Origin of the sequence: Nonomuraea composti (assembly GCF_012034275.1) — a bacterium.
In the GTDB taxonomy this organism is placed as follows: domain Bacteria; phylum Actinomycetota; class Actinomycetes; order Streptosporangiales; family Streptosporangiaceae; genus Nonomuraea; species Nonomuraea composti.
Genome location: NZ_JAATEP010000045.1, coordinates 74068 through 94775 on the forward strand (window position 1 = coordinate 74068; position 20708 = coordinate 94775).

General features: G+C 71.8%; 15 protein-coding genes and 1 pseudogene. 10 read left to right on the forward strand and 6 right to left on the reverse strand.

From position 1 onward, the window contains the following. Nucleotides 1-125 precede the first annotated feature (125 nt). The 4 genes from HCN51_RS42980 (at nucleotide 126) to HCN51_RS42995 (ending at nucleotide 6233) form a co-directional block, all read left to right on the forward strand. Nucleotides 126-1652, forward strand: a complete 1527-nt coding sequence (locus HCN51_RS42980) for a carboxylesterase/lipase family protein (protein WP_168017752.1) — start codon at nucleotides 126-128, stop codon at nucleotides 1650-1652. Between the two features lie 123 nt (nucleotides 1653-1775). Beyond that, a complete protein-coding gene (locus tag HCN51_RS42985; protein ID WP_080037986.1) occupies nucleotides 1776-2186 on the forward strand; it encodes a DUF7144 family membrane protein in 411 nt (136 codons plus the stop codon). 181 nt (nucleotides 2187-2367) lie between these two features. Continuing rightward, nucleotides 2368-3591, forward strand: coding sequence for an MFS transporter (locus HCN51_RS42990; protein ID WP_168017753.1), 1224 nt, complete (start codon nucleotides 2368-2370; stop codon nucleotides 3589-3591). A gap of 32 nt (nucleotides 3592-3623) precedes the next feature. Then, on the forward strand, nucleotides 3624-6233 hold the full coding sequence (locus tag HCN51_RS42995) for a multicopper oxidase domain-containing protein (RefSeq protein WP_168017754.1): 2610 nt from the start codon (nucleotides 3624-3626) through the stop codon (nucleotides 6231-6233). A 46-nt stretch (nucleotides 6234-6279) separates the two neighbouring features. Here the strand turns inward: HCN51_RS42995 and HCN51_RS62640 are convergent. Together HCN51_RS62640 and HCN51_RS43000 are read right to left on the reverse strand one after the other, a co-directional pair. Then, a pseudogene (locus HCN51_RS62640) lies at nucleotides 6280-6507 on the reverse strand (hemerythrin domain-containing protein); the annotation flags it as partial. A gap of 165 nt (nucleotides 6508-6672) precedes the next feature. Further along, nucleotides 6673-8130, reverse strand: a complete 1458-nt coding sequence (locus HCN51_RS43000) for an endo-1,4-beta-xylanase (RefSeq protein ID WP_206068543.1) — start codon at nucleotides 8128-8130, stop codon at nucleotides 6673-6675. 464 nt (nucleotides 8131-8594) lie between these two features. Here HCN51_RS43000 and HCN51_RS43005 point away from each other — a divergent pair, with 464 nt between their 5' ends. The 3 genes from HCN51_RS43005 to HCN51_RS43015 are packed head-to-tail and all read left to right on the forward strand — an operon-like array spanning nucleotide 8595 to nucleotide 12911. After that, a complete protein-coding gene (locus tag HCN51_RS43005) occupies nucleotides 8595-9935 on the forward strand; it encodes an extracellular catalytic domain type 1 short-chain-length polyhydroxyalkanoate depolymerase (RefSeq protein WP_240973837.1) in 1341 nt (446 codons plus the stop codon). An 8-nt stretch (nucleotides 9936-9943) separates the two neighbouring features. Continuing rightward, entirely contained in the window at nucleotides 9944-11311 is a 1368-nt protein-coding gene (locus HCN51_RS43010; RefSeq protein ID WP_168017755.1) for a glycoside hydrolase family 43 protein, read from the forward strand. 22 nt (nucleotides 11312-11333) lie between these two features. Continuing rightward, nucleotides 11334-12911: a glycoside hydrolase family 27 protein gene (locus HCN51_RS43015; protein WP_168017756.1), complete on the forward strand. Its 1578-nt coding sequence runs from the start codon at nucleotides 11334-11336 to the stop codon at nucleotides 12909-12911. Between the two features lie 52 nt (nucleotides 12912-12963). Here the strand turns inward: HCN51_RS43015 and HCN51_RS43020 are convergent, their stop codons facing one another. The 4 genes from HCN51_RS43020 to HCN51_RS43035 are packed head-to-tail and all read right to left on the reverse strand — an operon-like array spanning nucleotide 12964 to nucleotide 17709. Next, nucleotides 12964-14577, reverse strand: coding sequence for a GH39 family glycosyl hydrolase (locus HCN51_RS43020; RefSeq protein WP_168017757.1), 1614 nt, complete (start codon nucleotides 14575-14577; stop codon nucleotides 12964-12966). Nucleotides 14578-14602: 25 nt separating this feature from the next. After that, nucleotides 14603-15418: a carbohydrate ABC transporter permease gene (locus HCN51_RS43025; protein ID WP_206068544.1), complete on the reverse strand. Its 816-nt coding sequence runs from the start codon at nucleotides 15416-15418 to the stop codon at nucleotides 14603-14605. A gap of 49 nt (nucleotides 15419-15467) precedes the next feature. Beyond that, nucleotides 15468-16394 carry an ABC transporter permease subunit gene (locus tag HCN51_RS43030; RefSeq protein ID WP_168017759.1) on the reverse strand — a complete coding sequence of 309 codons (927 nt, stop codon included), beginning with the start codon at nucleotides 16392-16394 and terminating at the stop codon, nucleotides 15468-15470. Nucleotide 16395: 1 nt separating this feature from the next. Further along, nucleotides 16396-17709 (reverse strand): ABC transporter substrate-binding protein, encoded by a 1314-nt coding sequence (locus HCN51_RS43035; RefSeq protein WP_168017760.1) that lies wholly within the window; start codon nucleotides 17707-17709, stop codon nucleotides 16396-16398. 166 nt (nucleotides 17710-17875) lie between these two features. Between HCN51_RS43035 and HCN51_RS43040 the strand changes: the two genes are divergently transcribed. The 3 genes from HCN51_RS43040 to HCN51_RS43050 form a co-directional block, all read left to right on the forward strand. Continuing rightward, complete coding sequence (locus tag HCN51_RS43040; protein WP_168017761.1) at nucleotides 17876-18937, forward strand: LacI family DNA-binding transcriptional regulator; 1062 nt, start codon at nucleotides 17876-17878, stop codon at nucleotides 18935-18937. 124 nt (nucleotides 18938-19061) lie between these two features. Next, entirely contained in the window at nucleotides 19062-20042 is a 981-nt protein-coding gene (locus HCN51_RS43045; protein ID WP_240973838.1) for a LacI family DNA-binding transcriptional regulator, read from the forward strand. A gap of 181 nt (nucleotides 20043-20223) precedes the next feature. Then, a partial coding sequence (locus HCN51_RS43050; RefSeq protein ID WP_206068546.1) for an early set domain-containing protein occupies nucleotides 20224-20708 on the forward strand: 485 nt, incomplete at its 3' end.

Sequence of the window (20708 nt, forward strand, 5' to 3'; positions counted from 1 at the left end):
CGCGGCCCCTGAAGCCGTCGGGGGACCGGGGCCGGTGGTTTATCCGGGTGCGGTGGGTGCGGCGGCCGGGGGAGGATGGCCGCGCCCGGCCCGTGGAGGCCGGTATCCCGGACGAGGAGCGTGTCATGGGCGCCATCGGATCCGCAGGTCCCGAGGTCAGGGTGAGGGCGGGCAGGCTGCGCGGCCGGATGGAGGGCGGCGTGGCCGTGTTCCGCGGCGTGCCGTTCGGGCGGCCGCCGATCGGGGCGCTCCGGCTGGCCGCGCCGGTGCCGGCCGAGCCGTGGGACGGGGTGCGGGAGGCGGTGACGTTCGGGGCGCCGCCGCCGCAGTCGCGGCTGCTCGGCGCGTCCCGCGCGGACGGCGGCGACGGCGACTGGCTGACCGTCAACGTCTGGTCCCCGAGCCTGGGTGCCGCCCGGCTGCCGGTGATGGTGTGGATCCAGGGTGGCGGATACATGTACGGCTGGTCCGGCGACCCGCTCTTCGACGGCCGGGTGCTGGCCGGTGACGGCGTGGTCGTGGTCACGTTCGACTACCGGGTCTCGGCGGAGGGCTTCGGGCACTTCCGTGGGGCGCCGGCCAACCGCGGCCTGCTCGACCAGGTGGCGGCGCTGCGGTGGGTGCGTGACAACATCGCGGCGTTCGGCGGGGACCCGGACCGGGTCACCGTCTTCGGCGAGTCGGCGGGCGCGGGCAGCATCGCGGCGCTGATGACCATGCCCTCGGCCGCGGGGCTGTTCCGCCGGGCGATCGCGTTGAGCGTGCCGGGCCTGTTCTTCTCCGCCGAGGTGGCCGCGGACATCGCCGCCGCCGTGGCCGCCGAGCTGGGCCTGCCTCCGGACGCGGGCGAGCTGGGGAACCTGCCGCCGGAGCGGCTGATCGACGCCGGTGACGCGGTGGCGGACAAGTCGGGCGGCTGCCCGCGGTGGGGCGGAGCCGCGTACGTCCAGACGCCGTTCGCGCCGGTCGTGGACGGCGAGGTGCTGCCCGACGTGCCATGGAGGTCCGTGCCGGACGGGCCCGCGCCCGGGGCCGCGGACGGCGCGTCCGGTGTGGAGTTGATCGTCGGGCACAATCGCGACGAGTACCGCCTCTTCATGCTGATCAAGGGCGACCTCGGCCAGATCACCGCCGAACGCACGGACGCCGCGCTGCGGCAGCTGGCCCCCGACCCGGCCGCCTACCGGGCCGCCTTCCCGGACGCCGGTGAGGAGCGGCTGTTCGAGCTGGTGCACTCGGACTGGTTGTTCCGGATGCCGTCGCTGCGCCTGGCCGAGGCCCATCAGCGGCGCGGCGGCGGCACCCGCCTGTTCGAGCTGACCTGGCCGGCCCCCGGCATGGGCGGTGACGTGCTGGGCGCCTGTCACGGCCTCGGCCTGCCGTTGACGTTCGGGAATCTGACCGAGGGAGTGGCGGCCCTGCTGCTCGGCCAGGAGCCGCCGCCGGCCGCGGCGGAGCTGTCGGCCAGGGTGCGGGCGGCCTGGACCGCTTTCGCGGCGACGGGAGATCCGGGCTGGCCGGCGTACGAGCCGGAAGAGCGCCTCGCCTGGGTCGTCGGCGCCGAGCCGGCCGTGGCGGCGTATCCGGAGGAGACGTCGCGCGCGCTGTGGGCGGGGTACGCCTTCGATCCGCTCCCGCTCGGCCCACGCTGACGTGAAGCCTGTCCGATATATACCTTTTTATGTGCTTTTGGGGGGTTCGATCGGGGTAGGGGGAGGCCGGAACGGGACCACGAGCCCGACACGGGGTCAGGGCCGAAGGGGGAGGGTGCTTCGATGACCTACCATCACACACGGCACGTCAGCGGCTGGGTCGGCTGGATCTGGTTCGCCGGGATGCTCATGATCATCGCCGGCGTCTTCAACATCATCGGGGGCCTGTACGCGGTCATCAACGACGACGTCTACGTCCGCACGCCGCTGCGGCTGCTGTTCTTCGACGTGTCCACCTGGGGATGGCTGCACCTGATCTTCGGCGTGGTGCTCCTCGCCACCGGCCTCGCCGTGAGCGTCGGCCAGACGTGGGCCCGCGTGGTCGCCGCGATCCTGGTCATGCTGAACGCGATGACCCAGCTCACCTGGATCGGCGTGAACCCGTGGTGGTCGCTGGCGGTCATCGCGGTGGACGTGCTGGTGCTCTACGCCCTCATCGTGCACGGCCGCGAGGCCAGGCAACTCGACACCTGAGCCCCCCTTGAAAGGACGCCCTCTGGCCTTCCCGGCCAGGGGGCGTCCGTCGTGCCCCGCCGTAAGTCCCATAAGGCCGGGACCTTCGTCCATAGGCCGCGCCAGGCCCCGTGAGCTGGGATGAGAGACGCGCCGCAGGCAGCGGCGGCCGCCCCCGTGGCTCGCGACAGGTGAGGAAGGCATGACGAACACGACGACCGCCATGACGAACCGCAGACCCGTGCTCATGCTGAGCCTGGCGACCGCCGGCTTCGCGGTGAACTTCTGGGCCTGGGCCCTGCTCAGCCCGCTGGGCCCGCGCTTCAAGGACCTGCTCGGCCTGTCCGCGGGCCAGCAGGCGCTCCTGGTCGCCGTGCCGGTGATCGTCGGCTCGCTCGGCCGCATCCCCGTCGGCGCGCTCACCGACCGCTTCGGCGGCCGGGTGATGTTCCCGCTGATCTCCGCCGCCACCATCGTGCCCGTGCTGTTCATCGGCCTGTTCGGGCAGACGTCGCTGCCGGCGCTCCTCGCCGGCGGATTCTTCCTGGGCATCGGCGGCACCGTCTTCGCCGTCGGCGTGCCGTTCGTCAACGCCTGGTTCCCGCCACACCGGCGCGGCCTGGCGATCGGCGTGTTCGGCGCCGGGATGGGCGGCACCGCGATCGGCGCGCTGACCACGGTGCCCCTGGTCCGTGCCGGCGGCGCCGCCACCCCGTTCCTGCTCACCGCGGCGGCCCTGGCCGGATACGCCGCCGTCGCCTGGCTGGTGCTGCGGGACGCGCCCGGCCGCAGCGTCGCGAGCGAGCCGCTGCTCGCCCGCATGGCCGCCACCGCGAAGCTGACGATCACGTGGCAGGCGTGCGTGCTGTACGCGGTCGCGTTCGGCGGCTACGTGGCCTTCTCCGTCTACCTGCCCGCCTACCTCCAGGCCGGCTACGGCCTGGAGCAGGCCGACGCCGCCAACCGGATGGCCGGGTTCGTCGCGCTCGCCGTCCTGGCCCGGCCGCTCGGCGGCTGGCTGTCCGACCGGTTCGGCCCCGTACGGGTGCTGACCGGCGTGTTCGCGGTGATCGCCGTCATGGCGGGGGTGCAGGCGCTCACGCCCGGCCTGATGCCGGTCGGCACACTCGCCTTCCTGACCATGGCCGCCGCGCTGGGCGCCGGCAGCGGCGCCACCTTCGCGCTGGTCGCGCTGGTCGCCCCCGCCGACAAGGTCGGCTCGGTCACCGGGCTGGTCGGCGCCGCCGGCGGTCTCGGCGGCTTCATGCCGCCCCTGGTGATGGGCTTCCTGTACGGGCGGCTCGGCTCGTACGGGCTGGGCCTGGCCCTGCTGGCCGTCACCGCCGCCCTGACCCTGGCCCTCACGGTCACCGCGGTCCGTGCGCTGGCCGCCCGGCGCCCGGCCGAGCCCGCCGGTGCCCGCTGAGCCGGGACACCCGACGACAAGGAGGTGACCGGGTGGGCGCGGTCGACATCCGCGTGGAGACCGGCAGGCCGCCGCTGCCGCGCTCGCGTGCCTCCTGGCACCTGCGGGCGAACGCGATCGTGATCGCCTGGCTGGCCCTGACCGTGGCGACCGCGCTGGCGGGCGAGGCCCTGCCGGCGCCGCGCTGGCTGCTGATCCACGTGTTCCTCCTCGGCGCGGTCTCCACCGCGATCCTCGTCTGGAGCGAGCACTTCACGGTGGCGCTGCTGCGCGTGCGCACCCCGTCCCGGCGGGCGGGACTGGCCCGCCTCGCCCTGCTCAACGCGGGCACGGCGGCGGTGCTGGCCGGCGTCGCGACGGGGCCGTGGCAGGCGGCGGTGGCGGGCGCGGCGCTGGTCGCCGGGGTGGTGCTGGGGCACGCCGCCGTCCTGGTCCGGCTGGTGCGGCAGGCGCTGCCCGGCCGCTTCGGGCACGTCATCGGCTGGTACGTCAGCGCCGCCGCCGCCCTCGCGACCGGCGGCGTCCTCGGCGGGCTGCTGGCCGCGCACGCCGCGCACGGGGCGGCGCACGAGCGGCTGCAGGCCGCGCACGCCCAGGTGAACCTGCTCGGCTGGGTCGGCCTGACCGTGCTCGGCACGCTGTTCACGCTGTGGCCGACGGTGCTGCGCACCCGCATGGCGGACGGCACGCGGCGGGCGTCCCGCGCGGGGCTGTGGCTGGCCGCGCCCGGGCTCGCGCTCACCGTGGGCGGGCTCCTGGCGGGCTCGCGGTGGACGGCCCTGGCCGGGCTGGTCGCCTACGCCGCCGGGGGACTGGCGGCGTTCGTGCCGCTGGCCGAGGCGCTGCGGCGGCGGCGCCCGCACACCGGCGCCTCGTGGACGCTGGCCGCCGCCGCCGGCTGGTTCGAGGTGGCGCTGGCCGCCGACCTGGTGATCGTCGCCACCCGGACGCCCGACGAGGTCGCCGCCGCGCTGGAGCCGCTGCTGCCGCTGGTGCTGGCCGGGTTCGTCGCCCAGGTGCTGCTCGGGTCGCTGCTGCACCTGCTGCCCGCGGTGCTGGGCGGCGGCCCGGCCCGGTTCAAGGAGAACGCGGCGCTGCTGGAGCGCGGCTGGCCGGTGCGGCTGGCGGCGCTCAACCTCGGCGTGCCGCTGCTCGCGCTGCCCGTGCCGCGGCCGGTGACGGTGCTGGGCTGGGCGCTGGTGCTGGGCGCGGTCCTGACCTTCGTCGCCCTGGCCGTGACCGCGCTGACCCGCGGCCGGGCCCCCGGCCCGGAAGTGACCCGCGGCCGGGCACCGGGCCCGGAAGGCGGCGGCAGGTGGCGGCGGTCCCTGCCCGCGCTCGCCGGGGTGGCCGTGGGCTGCCTGCTGACCGCCGCCGCGGTCGTCGTCGCCTCGACGAGCGAATCATGGCCGGTGACCGCGACCGGCTCCCGGACGGTCGAGGTGACCTTGGCGGGGATGAGCATCCGACCGGCGGTGATCGAGGCGCCCGCCGGCACCGTGCTGACGTTGCGCGTGACGAACGCCGACGCCCAGCGCCACGACCTGCGCCTGGCCACCGGGGAGCGCACCCCGCTGCTGGCCCCCGGCCGGAGCGCCACGCTGACCCTGCCGCCCCTGGCCGGGGTGGTGGACGGCTGGTGCACGGTCGCGGGGCACCGGCCGGCGGGCATGAGCATGCGCATCGTCCCGACCGGAACAGCGGAAGACACCGGCGACACAGCGGAAGGCGCCCGCGGCACGGCGGAAGGCGCCGGCCACGGGGCCCACCCGAAGCTGGACCCGGCCGCGCCCATGTCCCAGGGCTGGCGGCCGTACGACGCGACGCTGCGCCCCGCGCCCGGCGGCACCGAGCACCACGTGGAGCTGCGCGCCACCGACACGGCCGTCCAGGAGGTGGCGCCCGGGGTCAGGCAGCGGGTGTGGACGTTCAACGGCACCGTGCCGGGCCCGGTGCTGCGCGGCAAGGTCGGGGACGTGTTCGTGGTGACGTTCGTCAACGCCGGCTCGATGGGGCATGGCCTCGACTTCCACGCCGGGGCGAACGCGCCGGACGGCGTGATGCGGACGATCCAGCCGGGGGAGCGGCTGACCTACCGCTTCCGGGCGGAGCACGCGGGCGCGTGGCTGTACCACTGCTCGACCATGCCGATGAGCCAGCACCTGGCCAACGGCATGTACGGCGCGGTCGTCATCGACCCGCCCGGCCTGGCGGCGGTGGACCGCGAGTTCCTGCTCGTGCACGGCGAGGTGTACCTGGGCGAGCCGGGCGGCGACGCCCAGGTGGCCAAGATCCGGCAGGGCGCCCCGGACGGCTGGATGTTCAACGGCACCGCCGCCGGCTACGACCACGCCCCGCTCCAGGCCAGGGCGGGGGAGCGGGTGCGCATCTGGGCGGTCGCGGCCGGGCCCGGCTCCGGTGCGGCGCTGCACGTGGTCGGCGCGCCGTTCGACACCGTCTACAAGGAGGGCGCGTACCTGCTGCGGGCGGGCGAGCCGGGCGGGGCGCAGGTGCTCGACCTGGCGCCGGCCCAGGGCGGGTTCGCCGAGCTGGTCTTCCCCGAGGCGGGCACCTATCCCGTGGTGGACCACGCGATGCGCCGGGCGGAGGCGGGCGCGCACGGCCTGTTCCAGGTGAGGTGACAGGGTGGCCGCGCCAGGTCGTCTCGCCAGATCGCCGCTCCACCTCCCCGGCCAGCGACCCTTCGGCGCGCAGCTCGGCGAACAGCCCGCCCTCCTCGGCGGCGGTGTGCGGGAGCAGCCGGGTCAGCAGCTCGTCCAGGAGGGCGGCCGCCTCGCCGTGCCGCCCTTCGCGCAGGGCCCGGCGCAGCGCCCCCGCGCACTCCTGGATGTCCCTGTGCTCCTGGGACAGGTGGCCGATCAGCGGAAAGTCCCGGCAACCGCAGTAATCGCACATGTGTCCACGCCTTCTGGCTCCTGCTCTCACCCTGGCGGCCGGGGCGCGGGGAGTGCATGGCCGAAGGTGCTGCGGTGGCGGGCCGTCCGTCCATTGCCGAGCCGGGCCCCGGCGGCTACTGCCGCCACCGAGGCCCGGCTCTGTCCGTGACCGCCGCTCAGCGGGTCAGCCGGAGGTGGGGGTGTAGGTCCACTTCTGGTTGCCGCCGCCGTGGCAGGTGTAGAGCTGCAGCCCGGTGCCGTTGGCCGTGCCCTGGCCGATGGCGTCGAGGCACAGGTTGGACTGGACGCCCACGATGCTGCCGTCGCTGTTGACGCGCCACTGCTGGTTGGCGCCGCCGTGGCAGGCGTAGATCTGGATCCGGGCGCCGTTGCCGCTGCCGCCGGCGTCCAGGCACTTGCTGCCGTACACCTTCAGCTCACCGGCGGAGGTCTGCGACCACTGCTGGTTGCTGCCGTTGTTGCAGTCCCAGAGCTGCACCTGCTGGCCGTCGCTGGTGCTGTTGTTCGGGACGTCCACGCAGCGGCCGGAGGCGGTGCCCTTGATCTGCCCGGCGTTCCCGCCCGGCGTCGGCGTCGTGGTGGTGCCGCCGTTGAGCGCGTTCAGCACGGCGTCGTAGGCCGGCTTCTTGTTGCTGCCGCTGAACAGCAGCGGGGTGTCGCCGGAGCGCCAGGAGTCCTGGTCGCGCACGCCCCACACGGTGATGCCGTTGCAGCGGGGCACGGCCAGGCAGTCGTTGACGACCGCGGCGTAGGTGGAGGGCGAGGCGCCCTGGATGTCCAGCTCGGTGATCTGCACGTCCACGCCGAGGGCGGCGAAGCTCTGCAGGGTGGTGCGGAAGTTGCTGTTGTACGGGCTGCCGCTGTTGAAGTGGGACTGGAAGCCGACGCAGTCGATCGGCACGCCCCGCGACTTGAAGTCCCTGACCATGTTGTAGACGCCCTGCGTCTTGGCCCAGGTCCAGTTCTCGATGTTGTAGTCGTTGTAGCAGAGCTTGGCGGCGGGGTCGGCGTTGCGCGCGGTGCGGAAGGCGACCTCGATCCAGTCGTTGCCGGTGCGCTGGAGGTTGGAGTCGCGCCGGCCGCCGGAGTTGCCGTCGGCGAACGCCTCGTTGACCACGTCCCAGGCGTAGATCTTGCCCTTGTAGTGGTTCATGACGCCGTTGATGTGGTCGATCATCGCCTGGCGCAGCGAGCTGCCCGACAGCGACTGCATCCAGCCGGGCTGCTGGGCGTGCCAGGCCAGGGTGTGGCCGCGCACGCGCTTGCCGTTCTGCACGGCCCAGTTGTAGACGCGGTCGCCGCTGCTGAAGTTGAACTGCCCCCGGTTGGGCTCGGTGGCGTCGATCTTCATCTCGTTCTCGGCGGTCACCATGTTGAACTCGCGGCTGGCGATCGTCGTGTAGGCCGAGTCGCCGAGCCTGCCGGCGGCGATGGCGGTGCCGAAGTAGCGGCCGCTCTGCTCGGCGGCGGCGCCGAGCGTGCTGGCGGCGGCGTCGGCGGGGATCGCCGTCGCGAACGCGGTGATCAGGCCGAGTGCGCCGAGCGCGCTGGCGATGATCGCGCGGCGGCGGGCGCCGCGCGGGCGGGGGGCGGTGGATGGGGACATGGCGTTCACGCTCATGCCTGAGCCTCCATAAACGAATCCTGGGGGGAGGAGCGTGCCGGCCGGCCGCACCCGCGCTCATGGGGAGCGCGACATGTCATGGGGGAGATCGTCTCGGGCACTCAGTTTGGGAAGCGTCCCGAAAATTGTCAAGGAAAAGCTGAAAAGTTTCGGGATCACCTCCTTGCGGGTAGGCGGATTGGCCTCGTTGTATAGGGAAGCGCGGGTCCTGAAACTTTCGAATCGGCGGGTCGGGATGATTTCGGCGTGAAAGTTTCATGCCGATCATTCGCCTCCGGAACCGAAAATACGAGGTGAGCGTGGCGGCCGCGACCCCCGCCACCCGACCGCCGCCCTGACTGGTCTTGACAGTACCTTTCCGCCTCGGATTTGCTCCCTCCGCCACCGGCCCCCACCGGCCCGAAGATCAGCAGTCCGATCGGCGCTCCAGATTGTTAGCGCTAACAGCGGGAGGCGGAACGATGAGAGAGGCGCACGACATGCAAGCGCGCAGGAGAGGGTACGCGGGCTTCGCCGGCGCCCTGGCGGCACTGGTCGCGGTCGCGGCTACCGTGCTGGCCATGTTTCTCGCGGGCGCGCCCCGCGCGTCGGCCGCGGCCCTGACCGAGGTGACGGGCTTCGGCAACAACCCCGGCGGCCTGCGGATGTACATCTACGTGCCCGACCGGGTGGCGGCCAGGCCGGGCGTGCTGGTCGCGATGCACGGCTGCAACGGCTGGGCCCCCGGCTTCCACCAGGGCACCGAGTTCGCCTCCCTGGCCGACCGGTACGGCTTCGTCGTCATCTACCCGCAGGCGAACAAGAGCGCCAACGGCATGTCGAACTGCTTCGACGTGTGGTCGAACGAGGCCCTGCGCCACGCCGGCGGCAGCGACCCCGTGTCGATCGTGTCCATGGTGAGCTACGCCCTGCAGCGCTACAACGGCGACCCCGAGCGGGTGTTCGCCACCGGCTTCTCCTCCGGCGCCATGGAGACGCTCAACCTGCTGGCCACCTACCCCGACGTGTTCAAGGCGGGCGCGCCGTTCGCCGGCGTCCCCTACGGCTGCCTCGGGCCGGCCGGCTGCGGCGACAAGACGCCGCAGCAGTGGGGCGACCTGGTCAGGAACGCCTACCCGGGCTACACCGGGCCCCGGCCGCGCGTGATGGCCTGGCACGGCACCGCCGACAACGTCCTGGCGTACTCCATGCTGCAGGAGGAGGTCGACCAGTGGACGAACGTGCACGGGCTGAGCCAGACGCCCACCTCGACCGACAGCCCGCAGTCCGGCTGGACCAGGCGGGTGTTCGGGTCCGGGCAGGTGGAGTCGTACACGATCAGCGGCGCCGGCCACAACCTGCCGCACACCGGGATGGCCGCGTACGCGATCCGCTTCTTCGGCCTGGACGACGGCGGCTCGTCCACCCCGACGCCCGGCGACGGGGCCGCGCCCATCAAGGGCGTCGGCTCGGGCCGCTGCGTGGACGTCCCGAACAACGGCACCGCTGACGGCACGCAGGTGCAGCTGTGGGACTGCAACGGCCAGGCCAACCAGCAGTGGACGCGGACCTCCGCCGACGAGCTGAAGGTCTACGGCAGCAAGTGCCTGGACGCCGCCGGCACCGGCAACGGCGCCCGCATCCAGATCTACGCCTGCCACGGCGGCGCCAACCAGAAGTGGCGCGTCAACACGGACGGCACGATCACCGGCGTGCAGTCGGGGCTGTGCCTGGACGCGGTCGGCCAGGGCACCGCCAACGGCACCCGGCTGCAGCTCTACACCTGCCACGGCGGCGCGAACCAGAAGTGGAGCAGGGCCTGATGAACAGAATGGCATCCGCACTCCGGCGCGCCGGGCTCGTGATCGTGGCGCTGCTCTGCACCGCGACCGTGATCACCGGCCCGGCCAGGGCCGACAACCCGATCGTCCAGACCATCTACACCGCCGACCCGGCCCCGCTGGTGCACAACGGCCGCGTCTACCTCTACACCGGGCACGACGAGGACGGCTCGACCTACTTCACGATGAAGGAGTGGCGGGTCTGGTCGTCGGCGGACATGGTGAACTGGACCGACCACGGCTCCCCGATGAGCGTGTCCACCTTCGCCTGGGCGAGCGCGGACGCGTGGGCCGGCCAGACGATCGAGCGCAACGGCAAGTTCTACTGGTACGTGCCGGTCAAGGACCGGGCCAGCGGCCAGATGGCCATCGGCGTCGGCGTCTCCACCAGCCCCACCGGGCCCTTCACCGACGCCATCGGCCGCCCGCTGGTCAGGAACGGCGAGATCGACCCCACGGTGTTCATCGACGACAACGGCCAGGCGTACCTGTACTGGGGCAACCCGAACCTGTGGTACGTCCGGCTGAACGCCGACATGATCTCGTACTCGGGCAGCCCCACGCAGATCCCGCTGACCACGGCCGGGTTCGGCACCCGCACCGGCAACGCGAGCCGGCCCACCCTGTACGAGGAGGGGCCCTGGATCTTCAAGCGCAACGGCCTCTACTACAACGTCTTCGCCGCCCGCTGCTGCTCGGAGTTCATCGCCTACTCGACGGCGCCCGGCCCCACCGGCCCCTGGACGTACCGGGGGACGGTCATGCCGACGCAGGGCGGCAGCTTCACCAACCACGCCGGCATCGTCGACTTCAACGGCGGGTCGTACTTCTTCTACCACAACGGCGCGCTGCCGGGCGGCGGCGGTTACACCCGCTCGGTGGCGGTGGAGAAGTTCACCTACAACGCCGACGGCACCATCCCGACGATCACGATGACCACGGCCGGGGCGCCGCAGGTGGGGACGCTGAACCCGTACGTGCGCCAGGAGGCCGAGACGATCGCCTGGGAGAGCGGCGTGGAGACCGAGCGCGCCAGCGAGGGCGGCATGAACGTCGGCTGGATCGAGAACGGCGACTACATCAAGGTCAAGGGCGTCGCCTTCGGCTCCGGCGCGACCTCCTTCACCGCCCGCGTGGCCTCGGCGAGCTCCGGCGGCCGGATCGAGCTGCGCCTCGACGGCGCCAACGGCCAGCTCGTGGGGACGTGCACCGTGCCCGGCACCGGCGGCTGGCAGACGTGGACGACCGTCACCTGCCCGGTGAGTGGCGCGACGGGCACGCACGACCTGTACTTCAGGTACGCCGGCGGCAGCGGCTACCTGTTCAACGTGAACTGGTGGCAGTTCAACGGCGGCTGACCGGCGGGACAGGAGGAACCGGATGCGCAAGATCATGAGAGGGCTCCTGGCGGCGTTACTGGCGGCCGGCGCCCTGGTCGCCGCCGGCGGCGGCACGACGCCGGCCGCGGCCCTGGACAACGGGCTCGCCCGCACCCCGCAGATGGGGTGGAACGACTGGAACACCTTCTTCTGCAACGTCAACGAGAGCCTGATCCGGCAGACCGCGGACATCATGGTCTCCAGCGGCATGGCGGCGGCGGGCTACACCTACGTCAACATCGACGACTGCTGGTCGACCAAGAGCCGCAACGCCGCCGGCGATCTGGTGGCGGACCCGCAGAAGTTCCCCAGCGGCATGAAGGCGCTGGCCGACTACGTGCACTCCAAGGGGCTGAAGCTCGGCATCTACTCCTCGGCGGGCACGACCACGTGCGCGGGCTACCCCGCCAGCCTGGGGTACGAACAGCGCGACGCCGCGCTGTGGGCGTCGTGGGGCATCGACTACCTGAAGTACGACAACTGCGGCGACCACCAGGGCAAGAGCGGGCAGCAGCGCTACACCGCCATGCGGGACGCGCTGGCCGCCACCGGCCGGCCGATCCTGTTCAGCCTGTGCAACTGGGGCCAGGAGAGCGTGTGGACGTGGGGGATGCCGGTCGGCAACTCCTGGCGCACCACGGGCGACATCGCCGCCAACTGGAACTCCATCATGGGCATCCTCGACCAGCAGGTGGGGCTGGAGGCGTACTCGGGGCCGGGCGGCTGGAACGACCCGGACATGCTGGAGGTGGGCGTCGGCTCGCTGACGGCGACCGAGGGGCGCGCGCACTTCAGCCTGTGGTCGCTGCTGAACGCCCCGCTCATCGCGGGCAACGACATCCGGTCGATGAGCGCCGAGACCCGTACCATCCTGACGAACACCGAGGTCATCGCGGTCAACCAGGACTGGGGCGGCCGGCAGGGCCACAAGATCAGCGACAACGGGAACCTGGAGGTGTGGCGCAAGCCGATGTCGAACGGCTCGGTCGCGGTCGTCCTGCTCAACCGGGGCACCTCGACCTCGACGATCTCCACCACCGCCGCCGCCCTGGGCCTGGGCTCGGTCGCCTCCTACACGGTGCGTGACCTGTGGGCGCACACGACCTCGACCTCGACGGGGACGATCAGCGCGTCCGTGCCGGGGCACGGGGCGGCCATGTTCCTCGTCACCGGCGGCGGCATCACGCCCACGCCGACCGGCACGATCAAGGGCGTCGGCTCGGGCCGCTGCCTGGACGTCACCGGCGCCGCCGCGACGAACGGCGCGCAGGCGCAGATCTGGGACTGCAACGGCCAGCCGAACCAGCAGTGGACGCCCACCGCGAGCGGCGAGCTGCGCGTCTTCGGCACCAAGTGCCTGGACGTCTACAACCGCGGCACCGCCGACGGCACCAACGTGATCATCTGGGACTGCAACGGGCAGACCAACCAGCAGTGGCGGCTCAACAGCGACGGCACGATCACGGCCGTGGGCGCGAACAAGTGCCTGGACGTGCCCAACAACGCCACCGCCAACGGCACCAAGCTGGTCATCTGGTCCTGCAACGGCGGCGCCAACCAGCGCTGGACCCGCACCTGAAGTCCCGCGCCGGAGGCGGCGGGGTCCACCGCCTCCGGCGCGACCACCCGGGCTACGCGCCCGACTGGCGCAGGGACATGACCGCCCACGGGGCGAGCTCGACGTCGAGGTGCAGGACCCCGTCGGCGGGCACGGTCAGCGCGTACCTGAGCAGCGAATCGGCGACCCCTCTCAGGTACGCGCCCTGCTCCCTGGACAGGTTCAGCGGCGACCCGAGCCGGTACCAGGCTTCGGCGGCGTTCCCGTGCTGCCAGTCCACGACCTCCACCAGGAACGTGGTGCCGGGCTCCAGCCCGCCGATCGAGTGTCGGATCCGCCGGCTCGGCCCCACCCCGGCCAGCGAGCGGGCCGCCGCGTACGAGGTCGCCGACCCCACCCCCTTGCCGCCCATCTCCTCGGGATAGTTGAAGAACACCGCCGAGACGGCCGACGTGCGGCTGTCGCGCGTCACCACCCCGTGCGGCGTCGTCAGCAGCGCCCGGTCCCCGAGCCGGGCCAGCATCGCGAACGCGTGGAACGTCGGCTTGTGCACCCCGTCCTCGTTGACCAGGCCGAACCCGCCGTGGAACGGCCCGATGCCCGCGCCGCCCTCCTCGAACACGTCGGTGAAGGTCCAGTAGGCGATCGAGTCGGCCAGCGTCGCGCACTGCAGGTAGGACCGCGTGATGGCGGCCGCCGCGAACGGCGTGTCGTGGATGAAGTCGCGGGCGGACGGCGACGTCGACCACTCGGTGATGTGGATCTCCGCGTCGGGGTAGGCGCTGCCGCGCACCAGCTCGCGCAGCAGGGTCAGGTCGTCGTACGTGGCGTCGGCGTACCGGGTGATCTGCACGGCCTCGCCGCTGGCGCCGTAGGCGAAGTCGGTGGGGTAGGTGTGGGTGGAGATGAAGTCGACCGGCAGCTCGCGCTCGGCGCACCAGGCGATGAAGTCCTCGATCCAGACCGGCCGCCAGTCGAGCGCGTCCACGTCCTCGGCGGCGGCGGTGGCGAACGCGGCGGAGCGGTCCTCCACCTCGCCCTTGTAGCGGTCGTCCGGCACGAAGACGCTGGTGGCGGGCCCGCCCACCTTCAGCTCGGGGTCGATGGCCTTGATCGCCCGCACGGTCCGCTCGTACAGCTCGAAGTACTCGGTCTTGGTGCCGGTCCAGAAGTGCGGGACCAGGTTCGGCTCGTTCCACACCTCGAAGCGCCACTGCCGCACCTCGTCCAGGCCGTAGCGGCCGATCCAGTGCTCGACCGACCGGGTGACCAGCTCGACCCAGCGCTCCATGTCGTTGGGCGGGCTGCAGTGGGCGCCCCACCAGAACACGGTCTCCGTCTGGGTCGCCAGGTCGCGCGGCATGAAGCCCAGCTCGACGAAGGGCCGCACGCCGTGGTCGAGCAGGAAGTCGAACACCTTGTCCACGTAGCTGAAGGTGTGGACGGGGGCGGGCAGCGGGGCGTCGGGGCCGAAGCCGCCGCCGTAGCGGGCCCGGTAGACGAACATGTCGTCGTGGAAGACGCCGTGGAAGCGGAGGTAGCGCACCCCGAGGGCGGCGATCTCGGCGAACTGCCGCTGCCAGTCGGCGCGCAGCGCCTCGTTCGCCCGCCCGGCGCCGACGCACCGGCTCCAGACGTGCGGGAGCGCGCTCTCGTCGCACGGCCTGCCGTCGATCCAGATGTTCATGGTCTCATTTCTGTTGGGGAGAGGGTCAGCCCTTGACGGCGCCCAGCGCCAGGCCCGACTGCCAGTACCGCTGCAGGCTGAGGAACGCGATGATCAGCGGGACGATCGTCAGCAGCGCGGAGGTGATCACCAGGTTCTGGACGAGCGCGCCGTTGCCGGCCGACGAGCCGAGCTTGTTCCACTGGTTGATGCCGACCGTCAGCGGATACCAGTCCGGATCCTTGAGCATGATCAGCGGCAGGAAGTAGTTGTTCCAGATCGACACGAACGAGAACAGCAGCACCGTCACGCCCGCCGGCGCCAGCAGCGGCAGCGCGATCTGCAGGAACGTCCTGAACTCGCCGGCCCCGTCGATCTTGGCCGCCTCCAGCAGCCCCGACGGCACCGCCTCGGCCGTGAACACCCACATCAGGTACAGCCCGAACGGGTTGATGAAGGACGGGATGAGCACCGCCCACGGCGTGTCGGTCATGCCGAGCTGCGCGAACAGCAGGAACTGCGGGATCGCCAGGGCGATGCCGGGCACCGAGATCGACCCCAGCACGACCAGGAGGAACACCCGCTTGCCGGTGAAGTCGAGCTTGGCCAGCGCGTACCCGCCGAGCGCGGCCAGGAACGTCGACACGGTCGCGCCGACGACGACGTAGAGCACGGTGTTGAGCAGCCACCGGGCGAAGATCCCGTCCTGGTAGGTGAACACCTGCGCGATGTTGTCCCACAGCGCGAACTCGCGGCCGGGCCCCAGCCCGAACGTCGAGACGAAGTCGGCCTGCGACTTGGTCGCGTTGATCACCAGCCACACCAGCGGCAGCAGGCAGTACAGGGTGAACAGGGCCGTCATCACCGTGAGCGTGGTGCTCTTCCTCGGGTTGCCCACGGTGTGCAGGCGGCTAGCGGCCGGACGAGGCATTGCGCAACCCCCTGATCTGGACGGCGTAAGCGACGGCGATCGTGATCGCCGCCATGACGAGGGCGAGCGCCGCCGCGTAGCCCTGCTGGGACCCGGTGAACGCCAGGTTGTAGGCGTACAGGTTGGGCGTGTAGAAGGTGGTCACGCCGCTGTTGGCCACCATCGAGGGCAGGATCTGCGGCTCGTTGAACATCTGGAACGTGCCGATGATCGAGAAGATGACCGTGACGACCAGCGAGCCGCGCAGCGCGGGCAGCTTGATCGCCCGCACGACCTGCAGCTCGTTCGCGCCGTCGATCGCGGCCGCCTCGTACAGCTCGCGCGGCACCGCCTTGAGCGCGGCGTAGAAGATGAGCATGTTGAAGCCGGTGAACGCCCACGTCACCATCACTCCGATGGAGATGAGCGTGGTGCCGGGGGAGAACGGGTCGAAATCCGTGCCCAGGGCCTTGTTGAGGCTGCCGAACAGGCCGTACTTGACGCCCAGCAGGAACCCCCACATGAGCGTCGAGACGATCGCCGGCACCGCGTACGGCAGGAAGATCGTCACCCGCAGGAACTTCGTGCCGTGCAGGCGCATGGAGTCGAGCGCCAGCGCCAGCGCCATGGACAGCACCAGCATGATCGGCACCTGGACGAGCGTGAACCGGGCCACGCGCGCCACGCCGTCCCAGAACTGCGGGTCCCGCACCAGCTTGGCGTAGTTGTCGAGCCCGACGAACGTGGTGCCGCCGACCAGCCTGTCCTGGAAGAAGCTGAGGTAGGCGGCGTACAGGATGGGCACGATGAACACGAGGGCGAACAGCGCCGCGAAGGGCGCGATGAACGCCAGCCCCGCCTGCGGCCTGCGCGGCTTGCGCGGGCCGCGGGCAGCGGCGGCGGCGTCGGGCTGACGGGCCTGGGCCACGCTAGCTCACCTCGAAGCCCTGCTCGTTGCCGTACTGGATGCAGCGCTGCCGCCACTGCTCCAGGATCTCGGCCAGCGAGCCCTTGCCGGTGGTGTAGAACGGCGAGGCGAGGTCGCCGTAGATCGAGCGGGCCCACTCGAAGAACGGCGGGTACTGCCAGCCGCTGCCGACGATCTCCGAGGCCTCGGCGAGCACCGCGCCGACCTTCTGGCCGCCGAAGTAGGTGCTCTCCTTGTCGCGGAACGCCTTGTCGTCCAGCACCGACAGGTTCGGCACGAAGGCGCCCGCCTCCACGCGGGACGACAGCCCCTTGCCGTGCGCGAAGTACTCCAGGAACTTGTAGGCCGCCTTCTTGTGCTCGGCCGCCGCCGGGATGCCGAAGGAGCTGCCGCCGTTGGCGGCCCCGACCTTGGTGCCCGGCTCCCACTGCGGCATGAGGGCGACCTTGAAGTCGCCGCTGGCCTTCGGGGCGCGCTCGGGCAGCGTCGAGGTCAGCCAGCCGCCCATCGTCTGGGTGGCGAGGCTGCCGTCGTTGAGCGCCCGGTTCCAGTCGTCGGACCAGCCGGTGATCTTCGTGTTGATCAGGCCCTCGTCGAGCATCTTCTGCCAGAAGGCCACGGCCTTGGTCGTGCCGGCGTCGGTGAAGTCGATGTGCACCTTCGTGCCGTCCACCTTGAATGGGCGGCCCCCGGCCTGCCAGATGAGCGAGAGCAGGAAGAAGATGTCGCCGGTGTCCTGGGCGATGTAGTGGTCGCCGCCGAGCGCGCGGACCTTCTTGGCGGCCTCGTAGTACTCGTCCCACGTGGCCGGCGGCTTGTCGACGCCGGCCTTCTTCAGCGTGGCCTCGTTGTAGAACATCGCCGACGGGCCGTAGTCGGAGGGCAGCGCGTAGACCTTGCCGCCCACGGTCACGTCGCTCCACGCGGCGGGCACGTAGTCCTGCTGGAGCTTGCCGGCGCCGAACTCGCCGAGGTCGGCGAGCTTGCCGGGGATGGCGAAGTACGGCACGGCGAAGTACTCGAACATCACCAGGTCGGGCACGCCGGAGCCGGCCTGGATGGCGTTGTCGAGCGCCTTGTACTCGTCCTGGGAGGAGCCCGCGTTGACGACCTCGACCTTGATGTTCGGGTTGGCGGCCTGGAAGCCGGCCACGGCGCCTTCGACGGTGCCGTCCCAGCTCCAAACCTTGATCTTCACCTGCTCGTTCGCGCTCGGGCCCGTCCCGCCGCCGCCGCTGCCGCCGGAGCAGGCGGTCAGCGCGAGCAGTGGCGCGAGGGCCGCGGAAAGGAGCCTGAGCTTGCGGGAGAGCCGCATCGGCCTCTCCTCTCGTCCTGCTGGTTACGAAAATAATTCGCAACATGTTCGGTGTTGCGCAGACCTTAGGAGCCTGCTCTGCCGCCTGTCAACGGGCGGCGACCCGGCGGGAACGTTCGTGGTAGGTTTCGAAATAATTTCGCAAGCCCTGCTGGAAGGAGCCTGGATGGGACGGCGAGGTCGTTCCGAGCGGCCCACGCTGGCGGACGTCGCCCGGCTGGCCGGCGTCTCGCCGACGACCGCGTCGAAGGTGCTCAACGGTCGCAGCGACGTGGGGGCGAAGACGCGCGATCTGGTGCTCGGCGTCATGGCCGAGATCGGCTACAAGCCGACGGCCGCACGGCACGAGCAGCCCCGCGAGCGCACCCTCGTCACCGTGCTCGACATCGTCGAGTCCCGCTACGCCGGCACCGTGCTCCAGGGCATCCTCGTGGCCGCGACCGCCGCGCAGGCCGAGCTGCTGCTGCGGCTGCCGCCGGGCGAGCCGGTCAGCACCAGCCCGGCGGTGGCGCGCGGCTGGATGGAGGAGCAGCGGGCCTCCGGGGTCGTCGGCCTCATCGCGCTGGCCGTCGCCATGCCCGACGCGATGCTGCTCGCGGCCGAGGAGCTGGAGCTGCCGATCGTGACGATCGACCCCATCGACACGACCGAGTCACGCCTGGTCAGCATCGGCTCCACCAACTGGGCGGGCGGCCGCTCGGCCACCGAGCACGTGATCAGGCTCGGCCACCGCCGCATCGGCTGGATCGGCGGGCCGCTCGGCTCGGCCCCCTCGCTGGAGCGCTTTCACGGCTACCAGGCCGCGCTCGACTCGGCCGGCATCACGCCCGACCGCGCGCTGGTGCGCCACGAGGCCTTCGCCGTCGAGGCGGGGCAGCGGCACGGACGCGACCTGCTCTCGCTGCCCGAGCGGCCGACCGCGATCGTCGCGGGCAACGACGAGATCGCCGTCGGGGTGCTCGCCGCGGCCAAGGAGCTCGGCATCGCCGTGCCCGGCGAGCTGTCGGTCACCGGGTTCGACGACACGCCGCAGACGCAGTGGACCACGCCCCGGCTCACGTCGGTGCGGCAGCCGCTCGTCGGCATGGGCCGGATGGCGGTCGAGACCGTCCTCGGCATGGCCGACGGCGTGCAGCCCGCCTCGCGCCACCTCCAGCTCGCCACGACGCTGAGTGTCCGCGACTCGACCGGGCCGGGACCACACGCTCCGGGCAATGTTTCTACCTGATGAACGGCCTGGTGAAAAGGTCTTGTTTCCGACATCCTGATCGCTTACCTTGGCGCTGCAAACGTAACCGATAACGATTGCAACGTGTGAGGGCGGCATGGCCGAGGGCGGCGCGCCGGTGACGATGAGCGATGTCGCACGCTTGGCGGGCGTGTCCACCGCGACCGTGTCCCGGGTGGTCAACGGGCGCTACGGCGTCAGCGCGAGCACCGTCGCCCACGTGCGCGCGGCGATCGAGCGGCTCGGCTACGAGTCGAGCCTCGTCGCGACGAGCCTGCGGCGCAGCCGCACCAACGTGCTCGGGCTGGTCACCCACAGCTTCCAGTCCTACACGGCCGAGGTGCTCAAAGGGGTGATGGACGCGTTGAGCCAATCGGGCTTCGACCTCATCATCTACGCCAACAGCGACCTGTACGGCACCTACTCCGAGGGCTGGGAGCAGCGGCACCTGGCCCGCCTGGCGGGCACCCTCACCGACGGCTGCATCGTGGTAACCCCCTCGGGCGAGGTGCGCAGCGGCACCCCGGTCGTCGCGATCGATCCCGCCATGGGCTCCACGGTGCCGGCGGTGACGGCCGACAACCTCGCGGGCGCCACCGCCGTGGTCGAGCACCTCCTCGCCCTGGGGCACCGGCGCATCGGCTTCATCGCGGGCCGCTCCAGCCTGGAGGCCGCGTGGTCGCGGGAGGAGGGTTACCGCAGAGCGCTGGCCGCGGCCGGCATCGCGGCCGACCCGGCCCTGATCGCGCGGGGCGACTTCAACGCCGAGTCCGCGGCGCCGCTCGCGCGGGAGCTGCTGGAGCGGCCCGACCGCCCGACGGCGATCTTCGCGGCGAACGACGGGATGGCGCTGAAGACCCTGGAGGTCGCCAGGGAGCTGGGGCTGAGCGTGCCCGGTGACCTGTCGGTGGCCGGGTTCGACAACATCCCGGAGTCCGCGCTCGGCGAGCCGGGGCTGACCACGGTCGACCAGTCGATGTACCGGCTCGGCCACGAGGCGGCCCGGATGCTCAAGTCGCTGGTGTGCGGCGACTGGGAGGGCCCCGGCCGGATCGTGCTCCCGACCCGCCTGGTGACGCGCGGCTCCACCGCGGCAGCACCCTAATCTTGACGCCGCCCGCGGGCGCGCGTCACCTCCCCGATCGATCCCCAACGGAGGTGCGGACACCACAGTCATCACAGCTTTATCGATCAATAACAACTTTATCGATCAAGCAACGTTTGTGCGCAAAAAGATCGGGCCGGCCGGGTGCCATCCGGAGCCGGCCCGCGAAGGGACTTCAAGCATGCCTTCATCCGGAACCTATCACGGCAGCTCACGCGCCCAGGGCGGGCGCCGCCGGCTCCACGCGGCCGTCACCGGGGCCGTGCTGATCGCCACCGCGTTAGCCGCGCCGCGCCCGGCCGTGGCCGCGGCCGACACGCCGTGGCTCAACCTCTCCCAGGACGGTTACGCCTCCTTCAGCCTCCCGGCCGCCGCCGTCGAGGCCAGCGTGGGCCAGGTGTCGCAGGTCGTCATCGAGGGCAACTTCGGCCCCTCCGCCACCTGGGCCGAGTACGGCCTGACCCGGCGGGGCGACGTCTGGTCCGGCGTCCTCGGCCCGCTCAAGCCCGGCCTGTACTCGTACCAGGTCACGGGTGATGACACCAAGGGGCTCAAGGATCCGACGAACAGCACCGGCGTGGCCTCCAAGCCGCTGTGGAGCACGTTCTTCGTGCCCGGCGAGTCGGTGCGCCTGCTCGCGGACGTGCCGCAGGGGCAGGGCGGCAC